The organism is Actinokineospora guangxiensis, assembly GCF_042657845.1.
Taxonomy (GTDB): domain Bacteria; phylum Actinomycetota; class Actinomycetes; order Mycobacteriales; family Pseudonocardiaceae; genus Actinokineospora; species Actinokineospora guangxiensis.
In genome coordinates, this window is the sequence record NZ_JBHSKF010000009.1 from 228,048 (window position 1) to 250,167 (window position 22,120).

Annotated in this window: 14 protein-coding genes; 6 read left to right on the forward strand and 8 right to left on the reverse strand. The window is 72.2% G+C overall.

Annotated elements, in window-relative coordinates; all coding sequences use genetic code 11:
- The first annotated feature begins 40 nt into the window (after nt 1–40).
- From metH to ACFPM7_RS18610, 4 genes are all read left to right on the forward strand, one after another.
- Entirely contained in the window at nt 41–3,634 is a 3,594-nt protein-coding gene (metH, locus tag ACFPM7_RS18595; protein WP_378248905.1) for a methionine synthase, read from the forward strand.
- Nucleotides 3,635–4,020: 386 nt separating this feature from the next.
- On the forward strand, nt 4,021–5,262 hold the full coding sequence (locus tag ACFPM7_RS18600) for a DUF6801 domain-containing protein (protein WP_378248906.1): 1,242 nt from the start codon (nt 4,021–4,023) through the stop codon (nt 5,260–5,262).
- A 204-nt stretch (nt 5,263–5,466) separates the two neighbouring features.
- Nucleotides 5,467–6,672, forward strand: coding sequence for a PucR family transcriptional regulator (locus tag ACFPM7_RS18605; RefSeq protein WP_378248907.1), 1,206 nt, complete (start codon nt 5,467–5,469; stop codon nt 6,670–6,672).
- Nucleotides 6,673–6,801: 129 nt separating this feature from the next.
- A complete protein-coding gene (locus ACFPM7_RS18610; RefSeq protein ID WP_378248908.1) occupies nt 6,802–9,129 on the forward strand; it encodes a LuxR C-terminal-related transcriptional regulator in 2,328 nt (775 codons plus the stop codon).
- A 130-nt stretch (nt 9,130–9,259) separates the two neighbouring features.
- Here ACFPM7_RS18610 and ACFPM7_RS18615 read toward each other — a convergent pair whose 3' ends face one another.
- The 4 genes from ACFPM7_RS18615 to ACFPM7_RS18630 form a co-directional block, all read right to left on the reverse strand.
- The gene (locus ACFPM7_RS18615) at nt 9,260–9,910 is read right to left on the reverse strand and encodes a DUF998 domain-containing protein (protein ID WP_378248909.1); all 651 of its coding nucleotides are present in this window, start codon (nt 9,908–9,910) and stop codon (nt 9,260–9,262) included.
- A gap of 135 nt (nt 9,911–10,045) precedes the next feature.
- On the reverse strand, nt 10,046–11,113 hold the full coding sequence (locus tag ACFPM7_RS18620) for a lytic polysaccharide monooxygenase auxiliary activity family 9 protein (RefSeq protein WP_378248910.1): 1,068 nt from the start codon (nt 11,111–11,113) through the stop codon (nt 10,046–10,048).
- A 102-nt stretch (nt 11,114–11,215) separates the two neighbouring features.
- Nucleotides 11,216–12,439, reverse strand: a complete 1,224-nt coding sequence (locus tag ACFPM7_RS18625; protein WP_378248911.1) for an extracellular solute-binding protein — start codon at nt 12,437–12,439, stop codon at nt 11,216–11,218.
- Nucleotides 12,440–12,441: 2 nt separating this feature from the next.
- On the reverse strand, nt 12,442–14,352 hold the full coding sequence (locus tag ACFPM7_RS18630; protein WP_378248912.1) for a vWA domain-containing protein: 1,911 nt from the start codon (nt 14,350–14,352) through the stop codon (nt 12,442–12,444).
- A gap of 221 nt (nt 14,353–14,573) precedes the next feature.
- On the opposite strand from ACFPM7_RS18630, the gene ACFPM7_RS18635 reads away from it, so the two are divergent.
- Nucleotides 14,574–16,409 carry a GTP-binding protein gene (locus tag ACFPM7_RS18635; protein WP_417281763.1) on the forward strand — a complete coding sequence of 612 codons (1,836 nt, stop codon included), beginning with the start codon at nt 14,574–14,576 and terminating at the stop codon, nt 16,407–16,409.
- Here the strand turns inward: ACFPM7_RS18635 and ACFPM7_RS18640 are convergent.
- Nucleotides 16,384–17,118 carry a metallophosphoesterase family protein gene (locus tag ACFPM7_RS18640; RefSeq protein ID WP_378248913.1) on the reverse strand — a complete coding sequence of 245 codons (735 nt, stop codon included), beginning with the start codon at nt 17,116–17,118 and terminating at the stop codon, nt 16,384–16,386. The genes ACFPM7_RS18635 and ACFPM7_RS18640 overlap by 26 nt on opposite strands.
- Before the next feature lie 33 nt (nt 17,119–17,151).
- On the opposite strand from ACFPM7_RS18640, the gene ACFPM7_RS18645 reads away from it, so the two are divergent.
- On the forward strand, nt 17,152–18,120 hold the full coding sequence (locus ACFPM7_RS18645) for a cation diffusion facilitator family transporter (protein ID WP_378248914.1): 969 nt from the start codon (nt 17,152–17,154) through the stop codon (nt 18,118–18,120).
- Nucleotides 18,121–18,127: 7 nt separating this feature from the next.
- Here the strand turns inward: ACFPM7_RS18645 and ACFPM7_RS18650 are convergent, their stop codons facing one another.
- The 3 genes from ACFPM7_RS18650 to desII all read right to left on the reverse strand — a co-directional run bounded on the left by ACFPM7_RS18650 (nt 18,128) and on the right by desII (nt 22,066).
- The gene (locus ACFPM7_RS18650) at nt 18,128–18,955 is read right to left on the reverse strand and encodes a helix-turn-helix transcriptional regulator (protein WP_378248915.1); all 828 of its coding nucleotides are present in this window, start codon (nt 18,953–18,955) and stop codon (nt 18,128–18,130) included.
- Between the two features lie 160 nt (nt 18,956–19,115).
- On the reverse strand, nt 19,116–20,447 hold the full coding sequence (locus tag ACFPM7_RS18655; RefSeq protein ID WP_378248916.1) for a cation:proton antiporter: 1,332 nt from the start codon (nt 20,445–20,447) through the stop codon (nt 19,116–19,118).
- A gap of 179 nt (nt 20,448–20,626) precedes the next feature.
- Nucleotides 20,627–22,066, reverse strand: a complete 1,440-nt coding sequence (gene desII / locus ACFPM7_RS18660; protein WP_378248917.1) for a dTDP-4-amino-4,6-dideoxy-D-glucose ammonia-lyase — start codon at nt 22,064–22,066, stop codon at nt 20,627–20,629.
- Nucleotides 22,067–22,120 lie beyond the last annotated feature (54 nt).

Genomic DNA, 22,120 nt, shown 5'->3' on the forward strand with positions numbered 1-22,120 from the left:
CACAGCAAGGGCGCCTCCCAACGGACACGGGAGGTGACGGGTGCGCACGAGGCTGACGGAGCTGCTGGACCAGCGGATAGCGGTCCTCGACGGGGCATGGGGCACCATGCTCCAGAACGCCAAGCTCACCCCAGCTGACTACCGCGGGACGCTCATCGGCGAGCACTCCCACGACGTCACCGGCGACCCGGACCTGCTCAACCTCACCCGCCCGGACGTCATCCTCGACATCCACCGCCAGTACCTGGCCGCGGGCGCGGACATCACCACCACCAACACCTTCACCGCCACCGGGATCGGGCAGGCCGACTACGGCCTGGAGCACCTGGTGCCGGAGATGAACCTGCGCGGCGCGCGGCTGGCCCGCGAGGCCGCCGACGAGTTCGGCGGGCGCTTCGTCGCCGGGTCGATCGGCCCGCTCAACGTCACCCTGTCGCTGTCGCCGAAGGTCGACGACCCCGCCTACCGGGCGGTCACCTTCGACCAGGTCGTCGCCTCCTACAGCGAGCAGATCGCCGCGCTCGCCGAGGGCGGCGTCGACCTGCTGATGATCGAGACGATCTTCGACACGCTCAACGCCAAGGCCGCCGTCGCCGCCGCCCGCGAGGTCGCCCCGCACCTGCCGCTGTGGATCTCGGTCACGATCGTGGACCTGTCCGGGCGCACGCTCTCCGGCCAGACCGTCGAGGCGTTCTGGTCCTCCGTCGAGCACGCCGAGCCGCTGGTCGTCGGCCTGAACTGCGCGCTGGGCGCCGAGGAGATGCGCCCGCACGCCGCCGAGATGCACCGGCTGGCGGGCACCTACACCGCCTGCCACCCCAACGCGGGCCTGCCCAACGCCTTCGGCGGCTACGACCAGACCCCGGAGGAGACCGCCGACCTGCTCGCCGGGTTCGCGGGCGAGGGCATGGTCAACATCGTCGGCGGCTGCTGCGGCACCACCCCCGCCCACATCGGCAGGATCGCCGAGGCCGTGCGCGGGATGACCCCGCGCAGCGTGCCCGAGCCGAGCGCGCGGACCCGCTTCAGCGGGCTGGAGCCCTTCGGCATCGGCGCCGACACCGGCTTCGTCATGATCGGCGAGCGGACCAACGTCACCGGCTCGGCCAAGTTCCGCAGGCTGATCGAGGCCAACGACTACCAGGCCGCCGTCGACGTGGCGCTGGACCAGGTGCGCGGCGGGGCCAACCTGCTCGACGTCAACATGGACGCCGACCTGCTCGACAGCGAGCGGGCGATGACGACCTTCCTCAACCTCATCGCCACCGAGCCCGAGGTGGCCCGCATCCCGATCGTGGTGGACAGCTCGCGCTGGAGCGTGCTGGAGGCCGGGCTCAAGTGCGTGCAGGGCAAGGGCGTGGTCAACTCGATCAGCCTCAAGGAGGGCGAGGAGCAGTTCCTCGCCCAGGCCCGCCGTATCCGCGACTTCGGCGCGGGCGTGGTCGTGATGGCCTTCGACGAGCGGGGCCAGGCCGACGACGCCGACCGCCGGGTGGAGATCTGCGGGCGGGCCTACGACCTGCTCACCCAGCAGGTCGGGTTCCCGCCCGAGGAGATCATCTTCGACCCGAACGTGCTGGCCGTGGCCACCGGCATCGCCGAGCACGACAACTACGCCAAGGAGTTCCTGGACGCGCTGCCGCGCATCAAGCGGCGCTGTCCCGGCTCGCGCACCAGCGGCGGCATCTCGAACCTGTCGTTCTCCTTCCGCGGCAACGACGTCGTCCGCGAGGCCATGCACTCGGCGTTCCTCTTCCACGCCGTGCGCCTCGGCCTGGACATGGGCATCGTCAACGCGGGCCAGTTGGCCGTCTACCACGACATCCCGGCCGAGCTGCTGGAGCACGTCGAGGACGTGCTGTTCGCCCGCCGCCCGGACGCCACCGACCGGCTGGTGTCCCTCGCCGAGACCGTCGGCGGCAAGAGCAAGAAGCGCGTGGTCGACCTGTCCTGGCGGGAGAACCCGGTCGCCGAGCGGCTGGCGCACGCGCTCGTGCACGGCATCGTCGACTACATCGAGGAGGACACCGAGGAGGCCCGCGCGGCCGCCGCCCGTCCGCTCGACGTGATCGAGGGCCCGCTGATGGACGGCATGAAGGTCGTCGGCGACCTGTTCGGCGCGGGCAAGATGTTCCTGCCGCAGGTGGTCAAGAGCGCGCGCGTGATGAAGCGCTCGGTGGCTTACCTGGAGCCCTACATGGAGGCGGAGAAGGCGAAGCTGGCCGAGAGCGGCGCGGTTAGCCGCGGCAACGGCAAGGTCGTGCTGGCCACGGTCAAGGGCGACGTGCACGACATCGGCAAGAACATCGTCGGGGTCGTGCTGGGCTGCAACAACTACGAGGTCATCGACCTGGGCGTGATGGTGCCCGCCGGGAAGATCCTCGACACCGCCGTCGCCGAGGGCGCCGACGCGGTCGGCCTGTCCGGGCTGATCACCCCGTCGCTGGACGAGATGGTCGCGGTGGCCACCGAGATCCAGCGGCGCGGCCTCAAGCTGCCGCTGCTCATCGGCGGCGCGACCACCTCCCGCCAGCACACCGCCGTGCGCATCGCCCCGGCCTACGACGGCACCACGGTGCACGTGCTCGACGCCTCCCGGGTCGTCGGCGTGGTCTCCGACCTGCTCGACCCCGACCGGTCGCTGGAGCTGGACGTGGCCAACCGCGCCGAGCAGGAGCGCCTGCGCGTGCAGCACGAGGCCCGCGAGCGCAGCCCCATGCTCACCGTTGCCAAGGCGCGCGCCAACCCCGAGCGGGTCGACTTCGCCGACGTGCCGGTCCCGCCGTTCACCGGGCTGCGCCACGTCACGCCCTCAGTCGCCGAGCTGCGCGAGATGGTCGACTGGCAGTTCCTGTTCCTGGCATGGGAACTGAAGGGCAAGTACCCGGCGATCCTGGAGCAGCCGGTCGCCCGCGAGCTGTTCGACGACGCGAACACGCTCCTCGACAAGATCATCGCCGACGGCGCGTTCACCGCCAAGGGCGCCTACGGCTTCTGGGGCGCGCGCTCGGTCGGCGACGACATCGCCCTCGACAACGGGGTCGTCTTCCCCATGCTGCGCCAGCAGACCCAGAAGCCCGAGGGCAGGCCCAACCGCTGCCTGTCGGACTACATCGCCCCGGACGGCGACCACCTCGGCGGCTTCGCCGTCGCCATCCACGGGGCCGAGGACCTGGCCGCGCACTATGAGGCCGAGCACGACGACTACCGCGCCATCATGGTCAAGGCCCTCGCCGACCGCCTCGCCGAGGCCTTCGCCGAGCACCTGCACCTGCGGGTGCGCCGGGAGTGGTTCGAGCCCGACGCCGACCCGGCCCTGGAAGACCTGCACGCCGAGCGCTTCCGCGGCATCCGCCCCGCCCTGGGCTACCCGGCCTCGCCGGACCACAGCCTCAAGGAGGACCTGTTCCGGCTGCTCGACGCCGAGGCCATCGGCATGGCGCTGACCGAGTCCTTCGCCATGACCCCGGCCGCCAGCGTCAGCGGCCTGATCTTCGCCCACCCGTCCTCGCGCTACTTCACCGTGGGCAGGCTGGGCAAGGACCAGGTGACCGACTACGCGCAGCGGCGCGGCCTCCCGCGCGCCGAGGTGGAGCGCTGGCTGCGCCCCAACCTGGCCTACGACCCGGCCTGATGCCCCAGGCGGCGGCACACCCGATGAGCCCGCACTCCCGCATCCGCGGGGTGCGGGCTCATCGCTTGTTGGTAGCGGCTCGACAATCGGGACCGGTCGGGTTTGCGATACGCTACAACTGCGCCTAAAGCGCTCCTGATGGTCAGACAAGGCCTCTGAACAGCCTTTTTCCCTCTCGTGAACCATTTGTTGTCAGCATTCAACAAGTCTTGAGAAGGCTATTGGATGAATGCTTGCCGGGGCCGCATTCGGTCGGTTAACGTTTTCGGTGCGGACAGTGTCCGATAGGCGGGGAATTCCCGCCGTGAAATCGAGGTCGGCCCTTTTGGGAGCGGGCTCTGTCGATTGTCGTTCGTATCATCGTGGATACCTGAGGACTGATCATCGTGACTTCACGCAAGTTGACCAAGCGCGCGGTGGCGGGCGGGGCCGGCGTAGTCGCCGCCGCTCTCGTGGCCGCGGGCGTCGCGCTCGGGTCGGGCACCAGCGCCGCCGACCCGGTCTCGCTCACGCTGGACTACACCTGCCCCTTCCCGCTGATCGGCAACCAGCCGATCAAGGTCGTCATCAACACCGACATCCCCAAGACGACCAAGGTGGGGCAGCAGAACCCGGCGTTCGACATCGAAGCCATCTCCACCGTGCCCGAGACCGCCACCCAGGGCCTGACCCTCGTCGGGGCCAAGACGATCGAGGGCACCGCGGTGTCCTCGGCCCAGGTCGACGCGCCGGAGGCCGTGCTGCCGGTGAACGTGCCGATCACCGTGGAGAAGACGAACGTGCCCGCGTCGGGCGCCTTCGACATCCGCGCCACCGGCAAGACCCCGCCGCTGACCTTCAGCAAGGCGGGCACCGCCAAGATCACGGTCAACGCGCTCAAGCTGACCCTGACCCCGAAGACCGCCGACGGCTCGGAGACCGGCCTCGGCACCTTCGACTCCAACTGCACGCTGAACCCGGGCCAGAACAACCTGCTGGCCACCCTGGAGATCCAGCCGGGTGACGGCAACCCGCCGACCACTCCGCCGACCACTCCGCCCACCACGCCGCCCACGACCCCGCCGACCACTCCGCCCACGACGCCGCCGACCACCCCGCCGACGACGCCCCCCGGCGGTGGCGTGAAGGTCAGCTACGACCTCAAGGGCACCTCGCAGCTCAAGGGCCTCATCAGCGGCGCGGTCCCGCTGACCGGTGGGTTCGACGCGGACGCCGACCTGGCCGCGGGCAAGTACACCGGCGCGCTCAAGCTCAACCCGAGCCAGGCCAAGATCAAGCTCATGGGCTTCCTCGACGGCGTCACCGACGTCGCCTTCGAGCAGGTGGGCGCCGCGAACGGCACCGTCACCACCGGCGCCATCACCTTCGCGGGCAAGCTCCAGATCAAGCTGCCCCGGATCTCGCTGTTCGGCTTCCCGATCAGCCAGTCCGCGGACTGCAAGGTCAAGTCGGCCTCGGACCTCGCGCTCAAGTCGCAGGGCGTCTTCGACGTCCTCAAGGGCGGCAAGCTGACCGGCGTCTACGCGATGGACGGCACCGTCGGCTGCGGCGGGCTGAACAGCTTCATCAGCCCGTTCGTCACCAGCCAGGGCAACACCATCGACGTCGACCTGGCGATCAGGAAGTAGCACGGCGAACAGTCGGAAACGACCACGGGGCTCCCACCTTCACACAGGTGGGAGCCCTGTTCGTGGGATCGGTCGGGGGGCAGGCACGCCGCGATCTCGGTAGCGCGTACGTACAAGTACGGATGTGCCGCGCGAGACCCCTCAGGCAGATTCGGACGGCACGGCACCGAGCCGAGCCCGCCCGCGCAGACCGGAGGACCACCGATGACCACCGTCCTGGAGCACCGCGGTCCGGCGCTCCCGCCGGAGACGTCCTTCGCCGAGCGGCTGCGCCGCGAGGTGGCCGCCGAACTCGCCGCCGCGGCGCCGGAGGACGCCGCCGAACTGGCCGCCGTCCTCACCCCGCTGGTCGAGACCGTCCGCACGACCATCCTGTGCTGCCTGGACTCCATGGCCAACCCGCGCCGACCGGCGGGCGAGGACCTCTCGGCGCTGCTGCACGACCGCCGCGGCGACCTCGCCGGGTGCAGGCCCGACCTGCTCGCCCGGGCCTACCGCGTCGGAGGGCGGGTGGCGTGGCGGCACGCGGCGCACTTCGCCAGGACCCGGCGCGTCCCGGCGGCGGCGGTGGCCCGCGGCGCCGAGGTCATCTTCGCCTACCTGGGCGAGCTTTCCGGCCTCGGCGGGTCCGGTCTGAGCCCGGCGCCCGCGGACGCGGCCCGGCGGCGGCTCGTGCGCCTGATCATGGCCGAGCCCGCCGCCGCCCCCGGCAGGCTCGCCGAGGCCGCGCGCGATGCGGGCTGGGCGGTGCCCGCCGCACTCCGCGTGGTCGCCTTGGGCAGACCGGCCCACGCCGCGCGCGGGCTTCCCCCGGCCGCCGTCCGGCGCCTGGCCCCCCACCTGGTCGACACCGACGGGCCCGACCCGTGCCTGCTGGTCGACGCGGGCACGGCCCTCGGCGGCCTGGCCGAGGCCCTGCGCGCCGCCCTGCCCGGCCGGCGCGCCGCCATCGGCCCGGCCGCCGCGCTCACCGACGCGCGCTCCTCGCTGCGCGTCGCCCGGCGCGCACTCGACCTCGCCGGGCGCGGCCTGATCCCCGGCGGCGTCGGCGACGTCGTTGACTGCGCCGAGCACCGGCTGGCCCTGGCGATCTTCGCCGACGAGTACCTCATCGCCGAACTGGCCGACCGCCGCCTGGCCCCGCTGCGCGGGCTCACCGAGCGCAGGCGCGAGCGGATGCTGAGCACCCTGCACGAGTGGCTGGCCACCCAGGGCAAGGTCACCGAGATGGCGGCCAGGATGAACGTCCACCCGCAGACCGTGCGCTACCGGGTCCACCGCCTCGGAGAACTCTTCGGCGACCAGCTCGCCGATCCGCGCGGGCGCTTCGAGCTGGAACTGGCCGTCCGTGCGGCCGTGCTCAGCAAGCCCGTCGCCGACGCGGGGGAGGAGGCCGCGCGGTCCAGGTAGTCCAGCCACCCGCTCCGCAGAGGGAGGCGTTACCGCGCGCGATCGATGTCATGTCCGCCGGTAGCGCTCCCATCGGCCAGAATGCTGGTCCGACGACGGGCGGGTGGTGCACGGGTGGCTGGCGCTGGGGTGAGGCGGTCCGGGTCAGGGCCGCTACCGGTCGAGGCGACGACGTACGTCGGCAGGCGGCAGGAGATCGCCGAGGTCAAGCGCCTGCTCGGCACCGGCCCCATGGTGACGCTGACCGGGCCGGGCGGCGTCGGCAAGACCCGGCTCGCGGTGCGCGTGGCCGACGCGGCGCGCGCGTCCTTCGCCGAGCGGGTGGTCTTCGTCGGCCTCGCCGACCTGCGCGAGGAGAAGCTGCTGCCCAGCACCGTCGCCGAGCGCATGGGCGTCGGCGACCGCTCCACCCGGACCCCGGTCGACCGCATCGTCGAGCAGTTCCGCGACCAGCGGGTGCTGCTGCTGCTGGACAACTGCGAGCACCTGGTCGAGGCGTGCGCGGCCCTGGTGGGCGTGCTGCTCGCCGAGTGCCCGCACCTGGTGGTGCTCGCGACCAGCCGCCAGTCCCTCGGCGTCGCCGCCGAGCGGGTCGTGCCGGTCAGCCCGCTGGCCGTGCCCGAGCCGGACGAGCCGCCCGCCGCCCTGGCCGACTACGACGCCGTGCAGCTGTTCGCGGAGCGGGCCACGGCCGTGGTGCCCTCGTTCGCGATCGATGGGGAGAACGCGGGCGACGTCGTGCGGCTGTGCACCGCGCTCGACGGCCTGCCGCTGGCCATCGAACTGGCGGCGGTGCGGCTGCGCTCGCTGTCGGTCCGCCAGCTCGCCGACCGCCTCGACAAGCGCTTCACCCTGCTGAACAAGGGAAACCGCGACGCGCCGTCCCGGCACGAGACCCTGCGCGCGCTCATCGACTGGAGCTACGAGCTGTGCGACGAGCGCGAGCGCCTGCTGTGGGCGCGCGCGTCGGTGTTCTCCGGCTCCTTCGACCTCGACGCCGCCGAGCACGTCTGCTCCGGTGGCGCCCTCGACCGCGCTGCGGTCCTCGACCTGCTCGACGCGCTGCTCGACAAGTCGATCCTGCTGCGCGAGGAGCACGACGGCATCGCCCGCTACCGGATGCTGGAGACCGTCCGCCAGTACGGCGAGGACCGCCTGGCCGCGGCGGGCGACCTCCACGGCCGCCGGGGCAGGCACCGCGACTGGTACCGCGACCTCAGCGCCCGCTTCGCGCGGGAGTCCTTCGGCCCCGACCAGGTCGCCTGGATGACCCTGCTCGCCGCCGAGCACGCCAACCTGCGCGGCGCGCTCGACTACTGCACCACCGATGCCGCCGAGGCCGCGGTCGGCCTGGGCATGTTCTCCGACATCAACGAGCACTGGCTGCTCAGCGGCCACAACACCGAGGGCAGGCTGTGGGCATCAGCCCTCCTCGACACCGCCGACCCCGGCGCCCCCGAACGCGCCCGGGCCCTGGTCTACGTCGGCTTCCTGGCCCTCATCCAGGGCGACGCCACCGCCTACGAGTCCGCTTTGGACGACGCGGTGAAACTGGCCGACGCCACCGGCGACGCGGGCGCCCTGGCCTACGCGCTGCACATCCGCGGCTACGAGGCCCTGATGGGCGACGAGAGCGCCAAGGCCGCTGCCCTCTTCGGCGACGCCGCCACCCGCTTCGCCGCCCTCGGCGACGAACTGGGCGAGCTGTGGGCGACCTTCAACTCCGGCCTGGCCATCGCCCGCACCGGCGACCTCGACCGCGGCCGCGAGGTCCTGCGCGGAGCCATCGCCCGCTACACCGCCCGAGGAGAGGTCTTCTGGCGGTCGTGGGCCCTCTGGTCCCTGTCGGCGGCCGAGTACCTCCTGGGCGACATGGAAGTGGCCCGCCAGGCGTGCCTGGACGTCCTGCGCATCCAGAAGACCGTGGACGACCGCGTGATCATCGCCTTCACCCTCACGGTCCTGGCGGGCTGCGACACCCACCAGAACCGCCCCACCAGCGCCGCCCGCCTCCTGGGCGCCGCCAGCACCCTCTGGCAGGCCCTGGGCGCCACCATCAGCAAGTACGTCGCCTTCATCGAACCGATGCAACGCGACATCGCCATCGTCACCACCGAGATCGGCCCCCAATCCGCCGCCGAGCACTTCATGGCAGGCGCCACCATGACCTTCGACGAAACCCTCGCCTACGCCCTCAACGAGACCAAACCCCCCACCACCCCGCCCGGCTCCGCCCCCACCCACACCCCCACCTCCGCCAACCCCCTGACCCCCCGGGAAACGCAGATCGCGGAACTGGTCGCCCAAGGCCTGACAAACAAGGAGATCGCCACCCAACTGGTGATCGCCCCCCGAACCGCCGACACCCACGTGGAGCACATCCGCACCAAGCTCGCCTTCTCCAACCGCGCACAGATCGCCGCCTGGGTAGCAGAGACCAAGCCACGCAAGGGATAGACCGGGGAAGCCCAGGCCACGACGCAGCGACTGCAGCCGCCATGGCCCCCGAGAACCTGAACCCTCGCAACAGGACATACCCACATCCCGTCGGACCACCCTCCCAAGCCGGAACCCAAGCCCAGGACCCCTAACCGGCAGCGGCCCGAACAGCCTTCTCCCCACCGGAATCCGGCAGTATCAACTCCCCCTTCGTCAACCACGCCACCCCGAACGCCGTGGTGGCAGCAGTCTCCAACCACAACACCGGCCGAAGATCCCCCCACTCGAAGAACCCCGAAACCACCATCACCACCAACGCCCCAAGGATCACCACCCCCGCTCCCAGATACACCCCGTTCCTCTTGGTCTTCCGCTCGGTGACCGAATCCCCCGACCGCCGGAACAGCACCAAGCAGAAATACGCCAACGCCAGGAAGAACACCCCAGCGGAGATCAGGTGCAGCACCCCGAACACCTCGTCCACCGCACTCCCGCCACCCGAGGGCCGAGTGGGGAACAACGCCACCCCCACAGCAGCCACAGCCGCAACATTGCTCACGAGATCATCCAGAGGCTCGTACCCCCGGTAGGACAACAGGAACACCCCCACAGCACACATGGCCCCGACGTAGACGTCCCGCAGATCGCTGTAGTAGTACCCGCTGATCGAGTGCAGAAGCCGCCCGTCGACGAGCAGCTGGCCCACGATCAACACGAGCGGCAGCCCCAGCCCGATGAGCCCGATGGCCCGCCGCAGGTACAGGTACGAGTGGACGAGAGTGTCACGTATGGGGCTCATGGCCGCCTCCGAACCAACGACGCCGATACCAGCTATATCGGCAGTCCGGGCCGCGAATGTGAGCCCCTCACCCGAATGGACCTGCCCGGCGGAAGTCGGCCGCCGGGCAGGTCCCCGCTCACGGGACGGGTCCCGTTACGGGCTGGAGCAGGTCAGGGTGGGCGCGCTGCCCGCCGACCCGTTGGCCGTGAAGCCGAAGGTGGCCGAGCTGCCCGCGGCGATCGAGCCGTTGTGCGCCACGTTGCGCACCGTCGCGCTCGCCCCGCTCGTGGTCAGCTGCCCGTTCCACAGGCTGCCGATGGTCTGCCCGCTGCCGAGCGTCCACGTCACGGTCCAGCCGCTCACCGCCGCTGTCCCGGCGCGCACGGTCACCTCGCCCTGGAAGCCGCCGCCCCAGGAGTTGCTGACCTTGTACTCCGCGCTGCACGACCCGCCCGCAGGCGGGGGCGTGGTGGTCGTCGTGGTCGGGGGAGTGGTGGGCGGGGTGGTGCCGCCCCCGCCGATGCCGGTGACCTCGCCGTTGCCGCCGTCGAAGGTGACGTCCGAGCAGTTGTAGAAGGTCTCGGTGCTGTCCGAGCGCGACCACACCGAGTAGATGATGTGCCTGCCGCTCTTGCCGGCGGGGAGGTTGCCGCTCCAGTAGTAGTGCCCGTCGTTGGTGCCGACCGAGCCCCGCTGCGGCGGGTTGGTCACCTGGAGGAAGGGCGTCTCCTCGATGTCGTTCCACGACAGCGCCCGGGTCGGGCTCCAGGTGCTCTTGGTGACGTACATGGAGAAGGTGCCCGGGTGGTGGGCCCAGTTGCTGTAGTTCCAGCTGAAGTTGCCGCCCGCCGTCAGGTGGGTGACCGGGTAGTCGTTGCGGGCGATGTCGAACCCGGAGTACGTCGGGTTGTTGCCGCTGCAGAGCTTGCCGTCGGGGATGAATCCCCTGGTGCGGCCCGCGCCGTCGGAGCGCAGGACTCCGAACCAGTTGTAGAGCGCGTTCGTGCCGCCGGAGGTGACCGCGGCCGAGCAGGCCGGGTTCCTCGGCACGATGTTGCCCTGTGGGCTCAAGCCGTCCTGCCAGCACAGGTAGGTGCGGCTGCCGGGCTTCATCATGGCGCCGTGCGCCTGCGCGGTCGGGCTGACCGCCACCATCAGACCGGCGGCGGTTGCCACCGCCGCCAACGCGCTGAGCAGCGCGAGCTTCCGTCGCTTCCTCACCGTTGAAGACCCTTCGAGACGTCGTCGTGTCGTGCAGGGAGGTTGGGAGCGCTCCCAGAAGCAGGGATCCAGACTAACCCGGAGAGTCCGACATGTGAATAGCTAACGGCCCTTCCACGCCCGGTCGAGCCGTTCCAGGTAGTCCGGCGGCAGCTCGCCCTCCACCAGCATCTGCCGGACCACGTCGCGCAACGTCTCGCTGAAGCGCGTGTAGTGCGGGCCGACCGGGCGCGGCTCGGCCTCCTCCACAGCCTTCAGCAGGCTGCCCGCGTACGGGTACTCGTTCAGGATGGTCGGGTCCTGGTAGACGATCCCCCGGGTGGCGGCCAGCCCGCCGCGCTCGAACAGCAGCTGCTGGCTGCGCGGGCTCGTCAGGAACTCGATCAGCTCGCGGGCGGCGCCCTTGTTCGCCGAGCGCGCGGCGATCGCCAGGTTCTGGCCGCCCAGCACGCTGGGTCCCGGCAGCTCCATCACCCCGAACGGGATGTTCTTCCCCGTCAGCTCCCGATAGGCGATCGGCCAGTTGCGCAGGAACATCGCCTCACCGTTGCCGAACGCCTGCGTGCTGCTTCTCTCGTTGGCCTCCAGCGACGCCGCCAGGTTGATGTCGGCGTCGCGCACGTCCTCGGCCAGCTCGGTCAGGGCGTCCTGCGCCGCGGGCGAGTCGATGACGACCTCGCCGTCGTCCACCAGCTTGCCGCCGTCGGCCTGCACCGCCTCGGTGATGGTCACCGCGCCGCCCTCGTAGTCGCCCAGCTGGGTGGCCAGGCCGATGGGCATGTCCGCGGGTTTGCCGTCGCGGATCGCGTTGCGCAGCTGCCGCCACGTCCTCGGCTGTTGCTGGACGAGGTCGGTGCGGTAGAAGAGCAGTCCGGCGTCGGTGTTGAACGGCAGCGCCCAGAGCTGGTCCCGGTAGCGGCAGGTGCTCAGCGGCTTGGCGAGGAAACCGGTGGTGTCGACGTCCTCCAGCGGCGTGATGAACCCGGCGTCGGCGAACTCGGGCGTCAAGACGACGTCGAGGTTGTAGACGTCGACCTGCTCCTCGCCGGACTGGGCCTGCGCGACCATCTGGCTGCGCGCGGCGTCGGCGGTGGCGGGCAGCTGCTTGACCGTGACCGGGTTCTCCGGGTGCATCGCGTTCCACTGGTCGATCAGGGCAAGTCGCTGCTGGCCGATGCTCTCGTCGGTCCCCGTCATCAGCACCAGCGCGCCCGGCTCCCGCCCGTCCGGAGCCGTCACGGCGGGCCACACCACCTGCGTCGCCAGGACGGCGATCGCCGCGCCGAGCGCGAACCCCGTCGCGCCGAAGAGAAGCGGCTTGCGCATCGTTACCCCCAGAGCTGCTGGAACAGGGCTGTGATCGCGTTGTCGACCGACGCCGGGCTCGCGGTGGCGCACCCGCCGTGGGTCTGCTCGGTCAGGTCGGCGATCACCCGGTCGCCGCACGTTGTCTCGCCGATCGCCAGGACGAACACGCGCACGCCGCGATCGCGGGTGGCGGCCAGCATGTCGGCCGCCTTGTCGCCGAAGGTGTCCTCGCCGTCGGTGAGCACGACGAGCGCGCCGACGCGGGCCCCGTCGCTCACGTCCACCGCGTCCACCCCCTCGCGCACCGCCCGGTACAGCGGCGTGCCGCCCCCGGTCGGCACCTCGCGCAGCCGCTCGCCCACCAGCCGCCGGGCGCCGTCGCGGGGTGAGAACGGGACGACCTCGGCCACGCCGCGCCCGGAGAACGTCCACAGCCCGACGGTGTCGTTCTCGCCGAGCCGATCGATGGCGCCGCGGACGCCTTCCGTCGCGACGTCCATCCGCGTGCTCCGCGGCGTGGCCATGTCCCGCATCGAGGCGGAGGCGTCCAGCGCGATCAGCACCCGGCCGGGCAGCTGGCGGGCCACGACCGCCGCGCGCCGCTTGGTGTCCGGCTCGTCCCGCATGGTGGCCGTGCGTGGACCCGCGAACATGCCGTTGCGCTGGTTCAGCAGGTCGGAACCGGTCTGGCCGTTCGTGCGCAGCCCGGTCTCCCACAGCGCCGCCTGTCCCGCCTCGCCGCCCAGCCACCCGGTGAACGCCAGGGCCGCGCCGTGGGCGCGTGAGCCGGGCGACCAGCGCAGCGGGGTGGCCGAGTGCCACACGCGGTAGGTGTCGTTGGGGTAGAAGGCAAGCAGGCAGTTGGGCGCCGCGGAGGCGCCGATGCACGGCCTGCGCACCCCGTCGGCCGTGCTGGCCAGCAGATTGGACCGGGCGAGCGCCTGCTCGGGCACGATCACCGCCGTCGCCGCCTCCGGCGACGCCCGGTGGGCGGCGAGCATGGCGACGGCGCTGTCCAGCGGCAGGCCGGCGGCCTTGGTCGACGTGCTCGTCCAGCTCAGGATGCCGCGCGCCTGGTCCATGCTGACGAGGCCGCCGCTCGGTGCGGTGCTGAGCAGCGCGTCGGCGGCGAGCAGGCCGACCCCGGAGCCGGTCGGGTACGGCCGGGCGACGCCGATGCCCAGCGCCCGCACCTCGCGCAGCAGGTCGTGCCAGGTCGCCATGATCCTGCGGTCCTCGTGCAGCTGGTCCGCCAGCGCGATCGGCACGCCCAGCACCAGCGGCGACCAGGCGACGGTCCGGGTGTCCCCGACGACGGGGTAGGAGCCCGGAGCGCCGTCGAGGTCGGCGCTCAGGGCGTCGACCTCGACGCGGGAGCCGGTGATGAGCACGTCCGGGCGACCGCCGTGGCGTTCGAGCTGCTCGTCCTGCCAGCCGACGCCGATCGCGTCGAGGGCGGTGGCGGGCTCGACGCCGTAGACGTGCACGTGGACCGTCGGGCAGCCGCCCGCGCCCGCGGTGTCGCGCACGAAGGCGTCGGCGACGTCCTGGTAGGTGTCGACGTCGTCCGGCGCGGTGAGGACGCGCAGCTCGGTCGGGTGCTCGCAGCCAAACCACAGGACCAGCCCGTAGGCGACGGCGGGCGGCGCGGCGATCCACACCGCGAGCGCGGCCACGACCGCGGCGGCGGTCGCGGCCGTGAGCCTGCCGCGGTGGGCGTTCATCCACGCCAGCACCTTCGTGATCACGCCGGGAAACACGCGCATCCCGCCGACCACGACGAGGACCGCGCCGAGGACGAACCACGCCAGCCCCGCCGGGGTGTCCAGCGCGTCGGCGTGCAGCGCCATCAGCACCTCGCCGAGCACCATCGGCGCCACCCAGGCGGGGTGGTCGCGTCGTGCGGCGCCGCCGGTCATCTTCGGGGACACGTCTCTGTCGACCTCCGTTGACATGGGAGCGTTCCACACCTGGGCCGGGACCGGTCCCGCTCCGCGCGCGGTCACCCGATTGGCGGTGGCGCGTAATTCGGGTGCCCTTTCCCCCGACCGGCGCTACGGTCGCGGTTCGGCGAGTGCGGAGGAGAGACGGATGCGCGTCAGGACGACAGGCCCCGACCTCCGTTGTCCGACCGCATTCGAGGACTTCTCACTTGCGCGTGCTCAACCTCGGGATCGTCGCCCACGTCGACGCCGGTAAGACCAGCCTGACCGAACGCCTGCTCTTCGACGCCGGGGCCATCGCCAGCCTCGGCTCGGTCGACGAGGGCAGCACCACCACCGACGGCATGGACCTGGAGCGCCGCCGCGGCATCACCATCCGCTCGGCGGTCGCCTCGTTCACCACCGCCGACCGCCAGGTCCACCTCATCGACACCCCCGGCCACACCGACTTCGTCGCCGAGGTGGAGCGGGCGCTGGGCGTGCTCGACGGCGCGGTGCTCGTGCTCTCCGCGGTGGAGGGCGTGCAGGCCCACACCCGGGCCCTCATGCGGGTGCTGCGCGAACTCGACGTGCCGACGCTGCTGTTCGTCAACAAGATCGACCGGCGCGGCGCGCGCGACCCGGTCGCCGACATCCGCCGCCTCCTGACCCCGGCCGCGATCGCGCTGCACCGCCTGGTCGCGGCGGGCACCCCGCGCGCGGGCGTCGAGCCCGTGCGGCCCGAGGAGGTCGCCGAGGCGCTGGCCGACCACAGCGACGCCGTGCTGAGGTCCTATGTGGAAGATCTGGACCCGGCGCTGGTGCGGGCCGAGCTGGGCAGGCTCTCGCGCGCGGGCCGGGTGCACCCGGTGCTGTTCGGCTCGGCCATCACCGGGGCGGGGATCGACGCGCTGCGGGCGGCCCTGGTCGAGTTGCTGCCGTCGGTCGGCCCGGTGGGCGGCTCCCTTGATGGCCCCCTCGACGGCCCCCTTGATGGTCCCCTCGATGGCACCGTCTTCGCCGTCGAGCGCGGGGGCGCCGGGCGGCGCGCTGTGGTGCGGCTGCGCTCGGGATCGGTCGGACCGCGCGACACGATCGTCTACACAGGACGCGGCGGCGCCGGTTCCGGCCGGGTGACCGCGGTGCTCGACGCCGCGGGCAGGCCGGGCCGGGTCCGCGCGGGCGGCATCGCCAGGATCACCGGCCCCGGCCTGCGCGTCGGCGACCGGCTCGGCGCGGACTCAGGCCGTGCGCGCCCGCGCTTCCGCCCGCCCGGCCTGGAGACCGCGGTGACCGCCGCCGACCCCGCCCGCCTGTTCACCGCACTGTCCGCGCTGGCCGACGAGGACCCGCTCATCGCCGTGCGCAACGGCGGGCGGCCCGGCGAGCTGGTCGTGTCCCTCTACGGCGAGGTCCAGCGCGAGGTGCTGGCCGCCCGCCTGGCCGAGGAGCACGGCGTGCTCGCCGTGTTCTCCCCGGCCAGGGTGGTGACGGTCCGGCGGGTGAGCGGCACGGGCGAGTCCGTGCAGCGCATCGGCGACACCGACCCGGTGTTCCACTGGGCCACCGTCGGCCTGCGCGTCGAGCCGGGACCGGAGGACTCGGGCGTGGACTACCGCCTCGGCGTCGAGCGCGGCTCGCTGCCCCTGTCGTTCCTGGCCGCGATCGAGGAGGCCGTGCGCGCCGACCTGGCCGCCCGCCGGATCGTGGACTGCGTCCTCACCCTCACCCACAGCGGCCAGAACCCGCTCAGCGTCCCCGCCGACTACCGCGGCCTGGCCCCGCTCGTCCTGGACCGGGCCCTGCGCCAGGCCGGGACGGTCGTCTGCCTGCCGTGGGACCGCGTCGACCTGGACGTGCCGGAGGACGCGCTCAGCGCCGCACTCGACCTGCTGGTCCGGGCGGGCGGCCTGCCGGACCCGCCGGTGGTGCGCGGCGACGCGGCCGAGGTGCGCGCCCTGCTGCCCACCGAGCGCGTGCGCGAGGTCGAACGCGCCCTGCCCGGCCGCACCGGCGGCCTGGGCGTGCTGACGAGCCGGTTCAGCGGCTTCCGGCCGAGCGGCTGAAGGCGGCCAGCGCCTGCGCGTCGGTGGCCGCGGCCCGCAGGTGGTACTCGGCCCACGCGGCGATGTCCGGGTAGGCGCACTCCGAGACCAGCGCGGCGATGGCGGCCTCGGTGTCGTAGCGGGTTCGCCGCAGCTGGGCGTTGTCTCCGTCTAGGAGCGCCCAGTGCGCGCCGGGCCTGCCGTAGGGCATGCCGACGCTGCCCGGGTTGACCACGAGCCTGCCGTGTGCCAGGCGCAGGAACGGCATGTGCGTGTTGCCGCAGACGACCGTGCGCACCGACTCGTCCAGCCCGGCGAACGCCTCGGCCCAGCGCCGCAGCGGGGAGTCCACCAGGACGACCTCGTCGTCGGCGCGCGGGGTGCCGTGGCAGAACAGCACGTCGCCGACGCGCACGGTCGCGGGCAGGCCCGCCAGGAAGTCCACCTGCTCGGGCCGCAGCTCACCCGCCGACCACCGGGCGATCGGGTCCGGGATGTCCGCGCGCAGGCCGCGCCGCAGCTCGACCACCTCGCGGTCGGCGTTGCCGCTGAGCCAGGCGGCCCGCTCGCCGAGCCCGGCCAGGCGGTCCAGCACGCGCGCCGGCTGCGGGCCGGCCACGACGTCGCCGGTGAGCACCACCAGGTCGGCGGCGAGGACGTCCGGCTCGGCGAGCACGGCCTGCAGAGCGGGCAGGACACCGTGGACGTCGGAGAGCACCGCGATGCGCATGCGGCCATCTTCGCGCGGACCTACGATCGGCGGGTGAGCGAGGGCGGGAGCACCCTGACGGTCGTCCTGGCGGGCGCGGTCAACCTGGCGATCGGCGTGCTGAAGCTGATCGCGGGGCTGGTGACCGGGTCGGCGGCGATGCTGGCCGAGGCCGGGCACTCGGTGGCCGACACCTTCACCGAGCTGCTGCTGCTCACGGCGCTGCGCACGTCCCGCAGACCGGCCGACCGACGTCACCCGTTCGGGTACGGCAAGGCGCGCTACTTCTGGTCGCTGCTGGCCGCGGTGTCCTTTTTCGTCTCCGGTGCCGTTTTCGCGATGTACGAGGGGTTCTCCACCGTCTTCGGCGAGGCCGAGGAGCAGAGTTCCCCGCACGTGGCCTACATCGTGCTCGCGATCGCGTTCGCGCTGGAGTCGGTGTCATGGGCGCAGGCGTCCCGGCAGGTGCGCCGCGAGGCCGCCGCCGAGGGGCGCACGCTCGCCGAGCACCTGCGCCACGGCGACGACCCGACGTCCAAGACCGTGCTCTACGAGGACACCGCCGCGCTCATCGGCCTGCTGCTGGCCTTCGCCGGGGTCGGCCTGCACCAGCTCACCGGCTCGTCGGTCTGGGACGGCGTCGCCTCGGTGGCGATCGGCGTGCTGCTGGCCTGCGTCGCGTTCCTGCTCGGCCGCGCCAACGCCGGCCTGCTGATCGGCCGCCAGGCCTCGCCGGAGCTGGTCCGCGCCGTGCACGCCGAGCTGGCCGCCGCACCCGAGGTCGACGCGGTGGTCGACCTGCAGACCATGCTCATCGGCGCCGACCGCGTGCTGGTCTGCGCCCGCGTCGACTTCGACGACGAGATAGGGGTCGCCGCCCTGGAGCGCGCCTGCGTGCGCATCGCCGCCGACCTGCGGACAGCGCACCCGGATGTCGCCGAGGTGTTCATCGAGCCGGTGCCCCGCGCCGACGAGGACCTGCGCGCCGCAGTCCTCGCCCGCTACGGCAAGACCGCGCGGTAGCGCGCCCTCACGCCGTCCGCCGCAGCGACACCACGCTCGCCGGCCGCGTCCGCACCGTCGCCGCGAAGGGCACGTCGGTGACCTCCGGCTCGCGCAGCAGCAGCGTCAGGAACGAGTGCGCGTCCGGCCGGACTTCCACAGTGGACCGACTGGCCAGGAACGCGCCCCGCGCCCGCGCCGCCACCGTCACCCACCAGTTCCCGGCCGGGACCTCCAGGCTGATCGGGTCACCGCTGCGCGCCCCGCGCACCACCGTCGAGGCGACGGCTTCCCCGTGCGGCACCGGCTCGTCGAACAGCCCCACGAACACGTCGGCGTCGCCCGCCCCCGGGAACCCGGCCCGCAGCGTCAGCCGCCCCAGGTCCTCGGCCGCGGGCGAGAGCACCCCGACCCCGTCCGGTATCCGGTAGAAGCCAGGCGCGACCGCCACCAGCCGATCGGCGACGTCCAGGGCCCGGTAGCTCGTCGGCGTCATCCCGACCGTCGCGGTGAAGCGGCTGGTGAACGACCCGACGCTGCTGTAGCCCACCTCGCACACGATGTCGGCGATGCTCAGCGTCGAGCTGAGCAGCAGCCGCTTGGCCGCCACCAGCCGCACGGCCCGGATGAACCGTCCCGGTGAGACGCCGACGGCCATCGTGAAGACGCGGGAGAAGTGGAACTGGCTGACGTACACCTCGGCGGCGAGCTGCGCGGCGGTGATGCCCTCGCCGTAGCGCTCGTGGATGGCCCGCACGACGGCGAGCACCGCGTCGGGCACCGGCGGTCGCGGCGGCTCCGGCCAGCGGGCGAGCGCGGACGTGCTCGTCCTGACCACGACGGCCTCACGGTTCATCGGGATTGCCCCCCTGCCGGACGGAACGCTTCCCCTCCATCGTGTCCGCCCGCGGTGGCCCGGTGCATCTCCGGCCATGCCCGCGATCGCGGAACGGCCGCCCAGTCGCCGGGACGACTGGACGGCCGTGTCCGCACCGGGCCGCGATCCACTGGGCGGCCTAACCGGTGCGGATGGGTTCCCTGCCGAGCCAGGTCTCGTGCTTCAGGAACCGGATGTTCTCCTCCTCGGTCTGCACGACCCGCTTCATCGCGTAGCGCAGCAGCGGCGGGGTCATGACCGAGGTGACGATCGCGACGAGCACCACCATCGTGTACGTCGCGGTGTTGAGGACTCCCAGGCGCAGACCGGTCATCGCGATGATGACCTCCACCACGCCGCGGGAGTTCATGCCCGCGCCCAGCGCCAGACCCTCCCACTTGGTCAGCCCGCCGAGCCGTGCGCCGAGGTAGGCGCCGGAGAACTTGCCGATGATCGCGACCGCCAGCAGCACCACCGCGGCGATCGCCACGGTCGGGTCGGCGAGCGCGGTCAGGTCCATCCGCAGGCCCGCCGTGGCCAGGAACAGCGGGGCGAGGACGGCCAGGACCACCGTGCGCAGCGGGGCCAGCTTCGGCTGCGCGGCGGGCACCTGGGAGATCAGCAGGCCCACCACGAACGCGCCGAAGATCGGCTCCAGGCCCAGCAGGTGGGTGAGCGCGCCGCCGCCGACGACCAGCAGCACGGCAGCGGCCACGGTCGGGCCGGAGTCCTCGAACCTGGCCGCGCGCTCCATCAGCGCGCGTACCAGCACCCGGCCGACGGTCACCGCCAAGAGCACGAAACCCGCCAGGTACACGATCGACAGGGTGACCACGCCCGCGGTGATGCCGGTCGTCGCCGCGGCGGCCACGATGGACAGCAGCAGCCAGCCGACGGCGTCATCGATCATCCCCGCGCCCAGGGTGAGCTGGCCGATGTCGCGGTGCAGCAACCGCATGTCCGACAGCGTCTTGGCGATCACCGGGATGGCCGTGACGCACATCGCCACGCCGATGAACAGCGCGAACACCGCGCGTCCGCCGGTCTCGCCCATCAGGGCGGCGGGCAGCAGCAGACCGAGGCCGACGCCGAGGGCCAGCGGGATGACGAGTCCGAAGAGGCTGACCAGGGTGGCCTGCTTGGCGCGCTTGCGCATCGCGCCCAGGTCCAGGTGCGTGCCGGTCACGCCGACAAGCAGCAGCACGGCGAACTGGCCGAGTCCATCCACCAGGTGCATCTGCTCGGCCGGTCCCGGCAGGAACGAGTCGGCGAAGCCGGGCAGGACGTGGCCCAGCAGCGACGGTCCGAGGAGGACACCGGTGGCCAGCTCGCCGACGATCGCGGGCAGGCCGATCCGGGTGGCCAGGGCGCCCAGAAGGCGGGCCAGTCCGAGCAGGACGACGATCGCGCCGAGGAACAGCATCAGCGAGTGCGCGGGTAGTGGCGGGACGACCGTGGACGCGATGGTCATGGACCCTGCCCCTTTCATGGGAATGCATATGAACTTTGCACGCCCGCACAGGACAGCTTCATCTCCCAGGCTGCTAGTTCGTCATGCGCCGCACGTGAAGCGCTCCGCACCACCCCGTGAACGCCTCAGGGCCGGGACGGATTCTCCGTCCCGGCCCTGGGCCGTCGTGCTGTCCGGCGTCAGCGCATGAGGCCGCGCCACTTCTCCCACCCGGCGGCCACATCGGCCTCCACCTGGTTCATCCTGGCGGTGAGCACCTGGTCGAAGCCGTCGAGGAAGTACTCGTCGCCGTCGACGGCGGAGACGCCCGCGCGGGTGTCGACGTGCTCGCGGACCACGTCGATCAGGCGCTTCTCCGGGCTCACCTTCCCGGCGATGTAGCGCTTGGCGCCCTTGAGGCCGGGGAAGCCGGACTCCCGGTACAGGTAGACATCGCCCAGCAGGTCGATCTGCACGCCCGCCTGGATGTGGGCCTCGGGGCGCATCTGGTCGGGGCGGATGCGGATCAGCTCGGTGTCCACACCGCCGCGCAGGCCCTGCAACGCGTAGCCGTAGTCCACCTGCAGATAGGGCGCCTTCAGCGCGGCCTGCTCGTGGAACAGCTCCAGCGTCTCGCGCAGCTCCTCGCGCTCGCCGGGGTCCAGCTTGCCGTCGGGACGCCCGCTGTAGTCCTCGCGCAGGTTGAGGAATTCGATCGGCCGGTCCGGCGCGGCGGCGTCCAGCTCCACGATGTAGTCGAGCAGGTCCAGCAGCCGCCGCGCCCGGCCGGGCAGGACGATGTAGCTCATCCCCAGCCGGATCGGCGACTTGCGCGCGGCCCGCTCCTTCTGGAACCGCAGCAGGTTCGCCTTGACCCGCTCGAACCCGCGCTTGCCGGTCGTGGCCTCGTACTCGTCGTCGGTGAGCCCGTAGACCGAGGTGCGGATGGCGTCGAGGTCCCACAGGCCGGGCTGGCGCTTGAGCGTCTGCTCGGTCAGTGCGAAGGAGTTGCTGTACAGCGTCAGCTTGAACCCGCGGTTCGCGGCTCGGCTGACCAGCGTCCCCAGACCGGGGTTGGTCAGCGGCTCCAGACCACCGGAGATGTACATGACGTACGGGTTCTCGGTGGGCATCTCATCGATCAGCGCCGAGAACATGGCGTTGCCGTTGTCCAGCTCCGAGGCCGCGTACCGCGCGCCGGTGACCCGCACGCAGAAGTGGCAGCGGAACATGCACGTCGGCCCGGGGTAGAGCGCCACGATGTGCGGGTAGACGACCTCGCGGTGCAGGACGTTGTCGATGACGCCCTTGCGCTCCATGGACAGCACGGTGTTGGACCAGTACTTGCCGCCGGGGCCCGCCAGGACGGCGTCGCGCAGCTGGGGGACCCTGCCGAAGGTGTCGAGCAGCCCGGCGAAGCGCTCGCGGTCGACGTCGAGGAGGGCGCGGACGTCCTCCAGGGGGGTGAAGGGGTGGGCGCCGTAGTGGGCGGCCAGCCGCACGAGGGCGTCGGCGTCCTCGCCGGACAGCGCCGCGGCCGGGTCGGCGCCGACCACCCTGCGGGTGGCCTCGGCGGCGGCGGCCAGGTCGGCGCCGGGCAGCGCGCAGCCGCGAATGGCTTCGTCCGTCAGGTCAGTCACTGTTCCGCCTCCCGGGTTTCCCCATGGTGGGTGGTGGGTGTTTGGGGGTGGAGG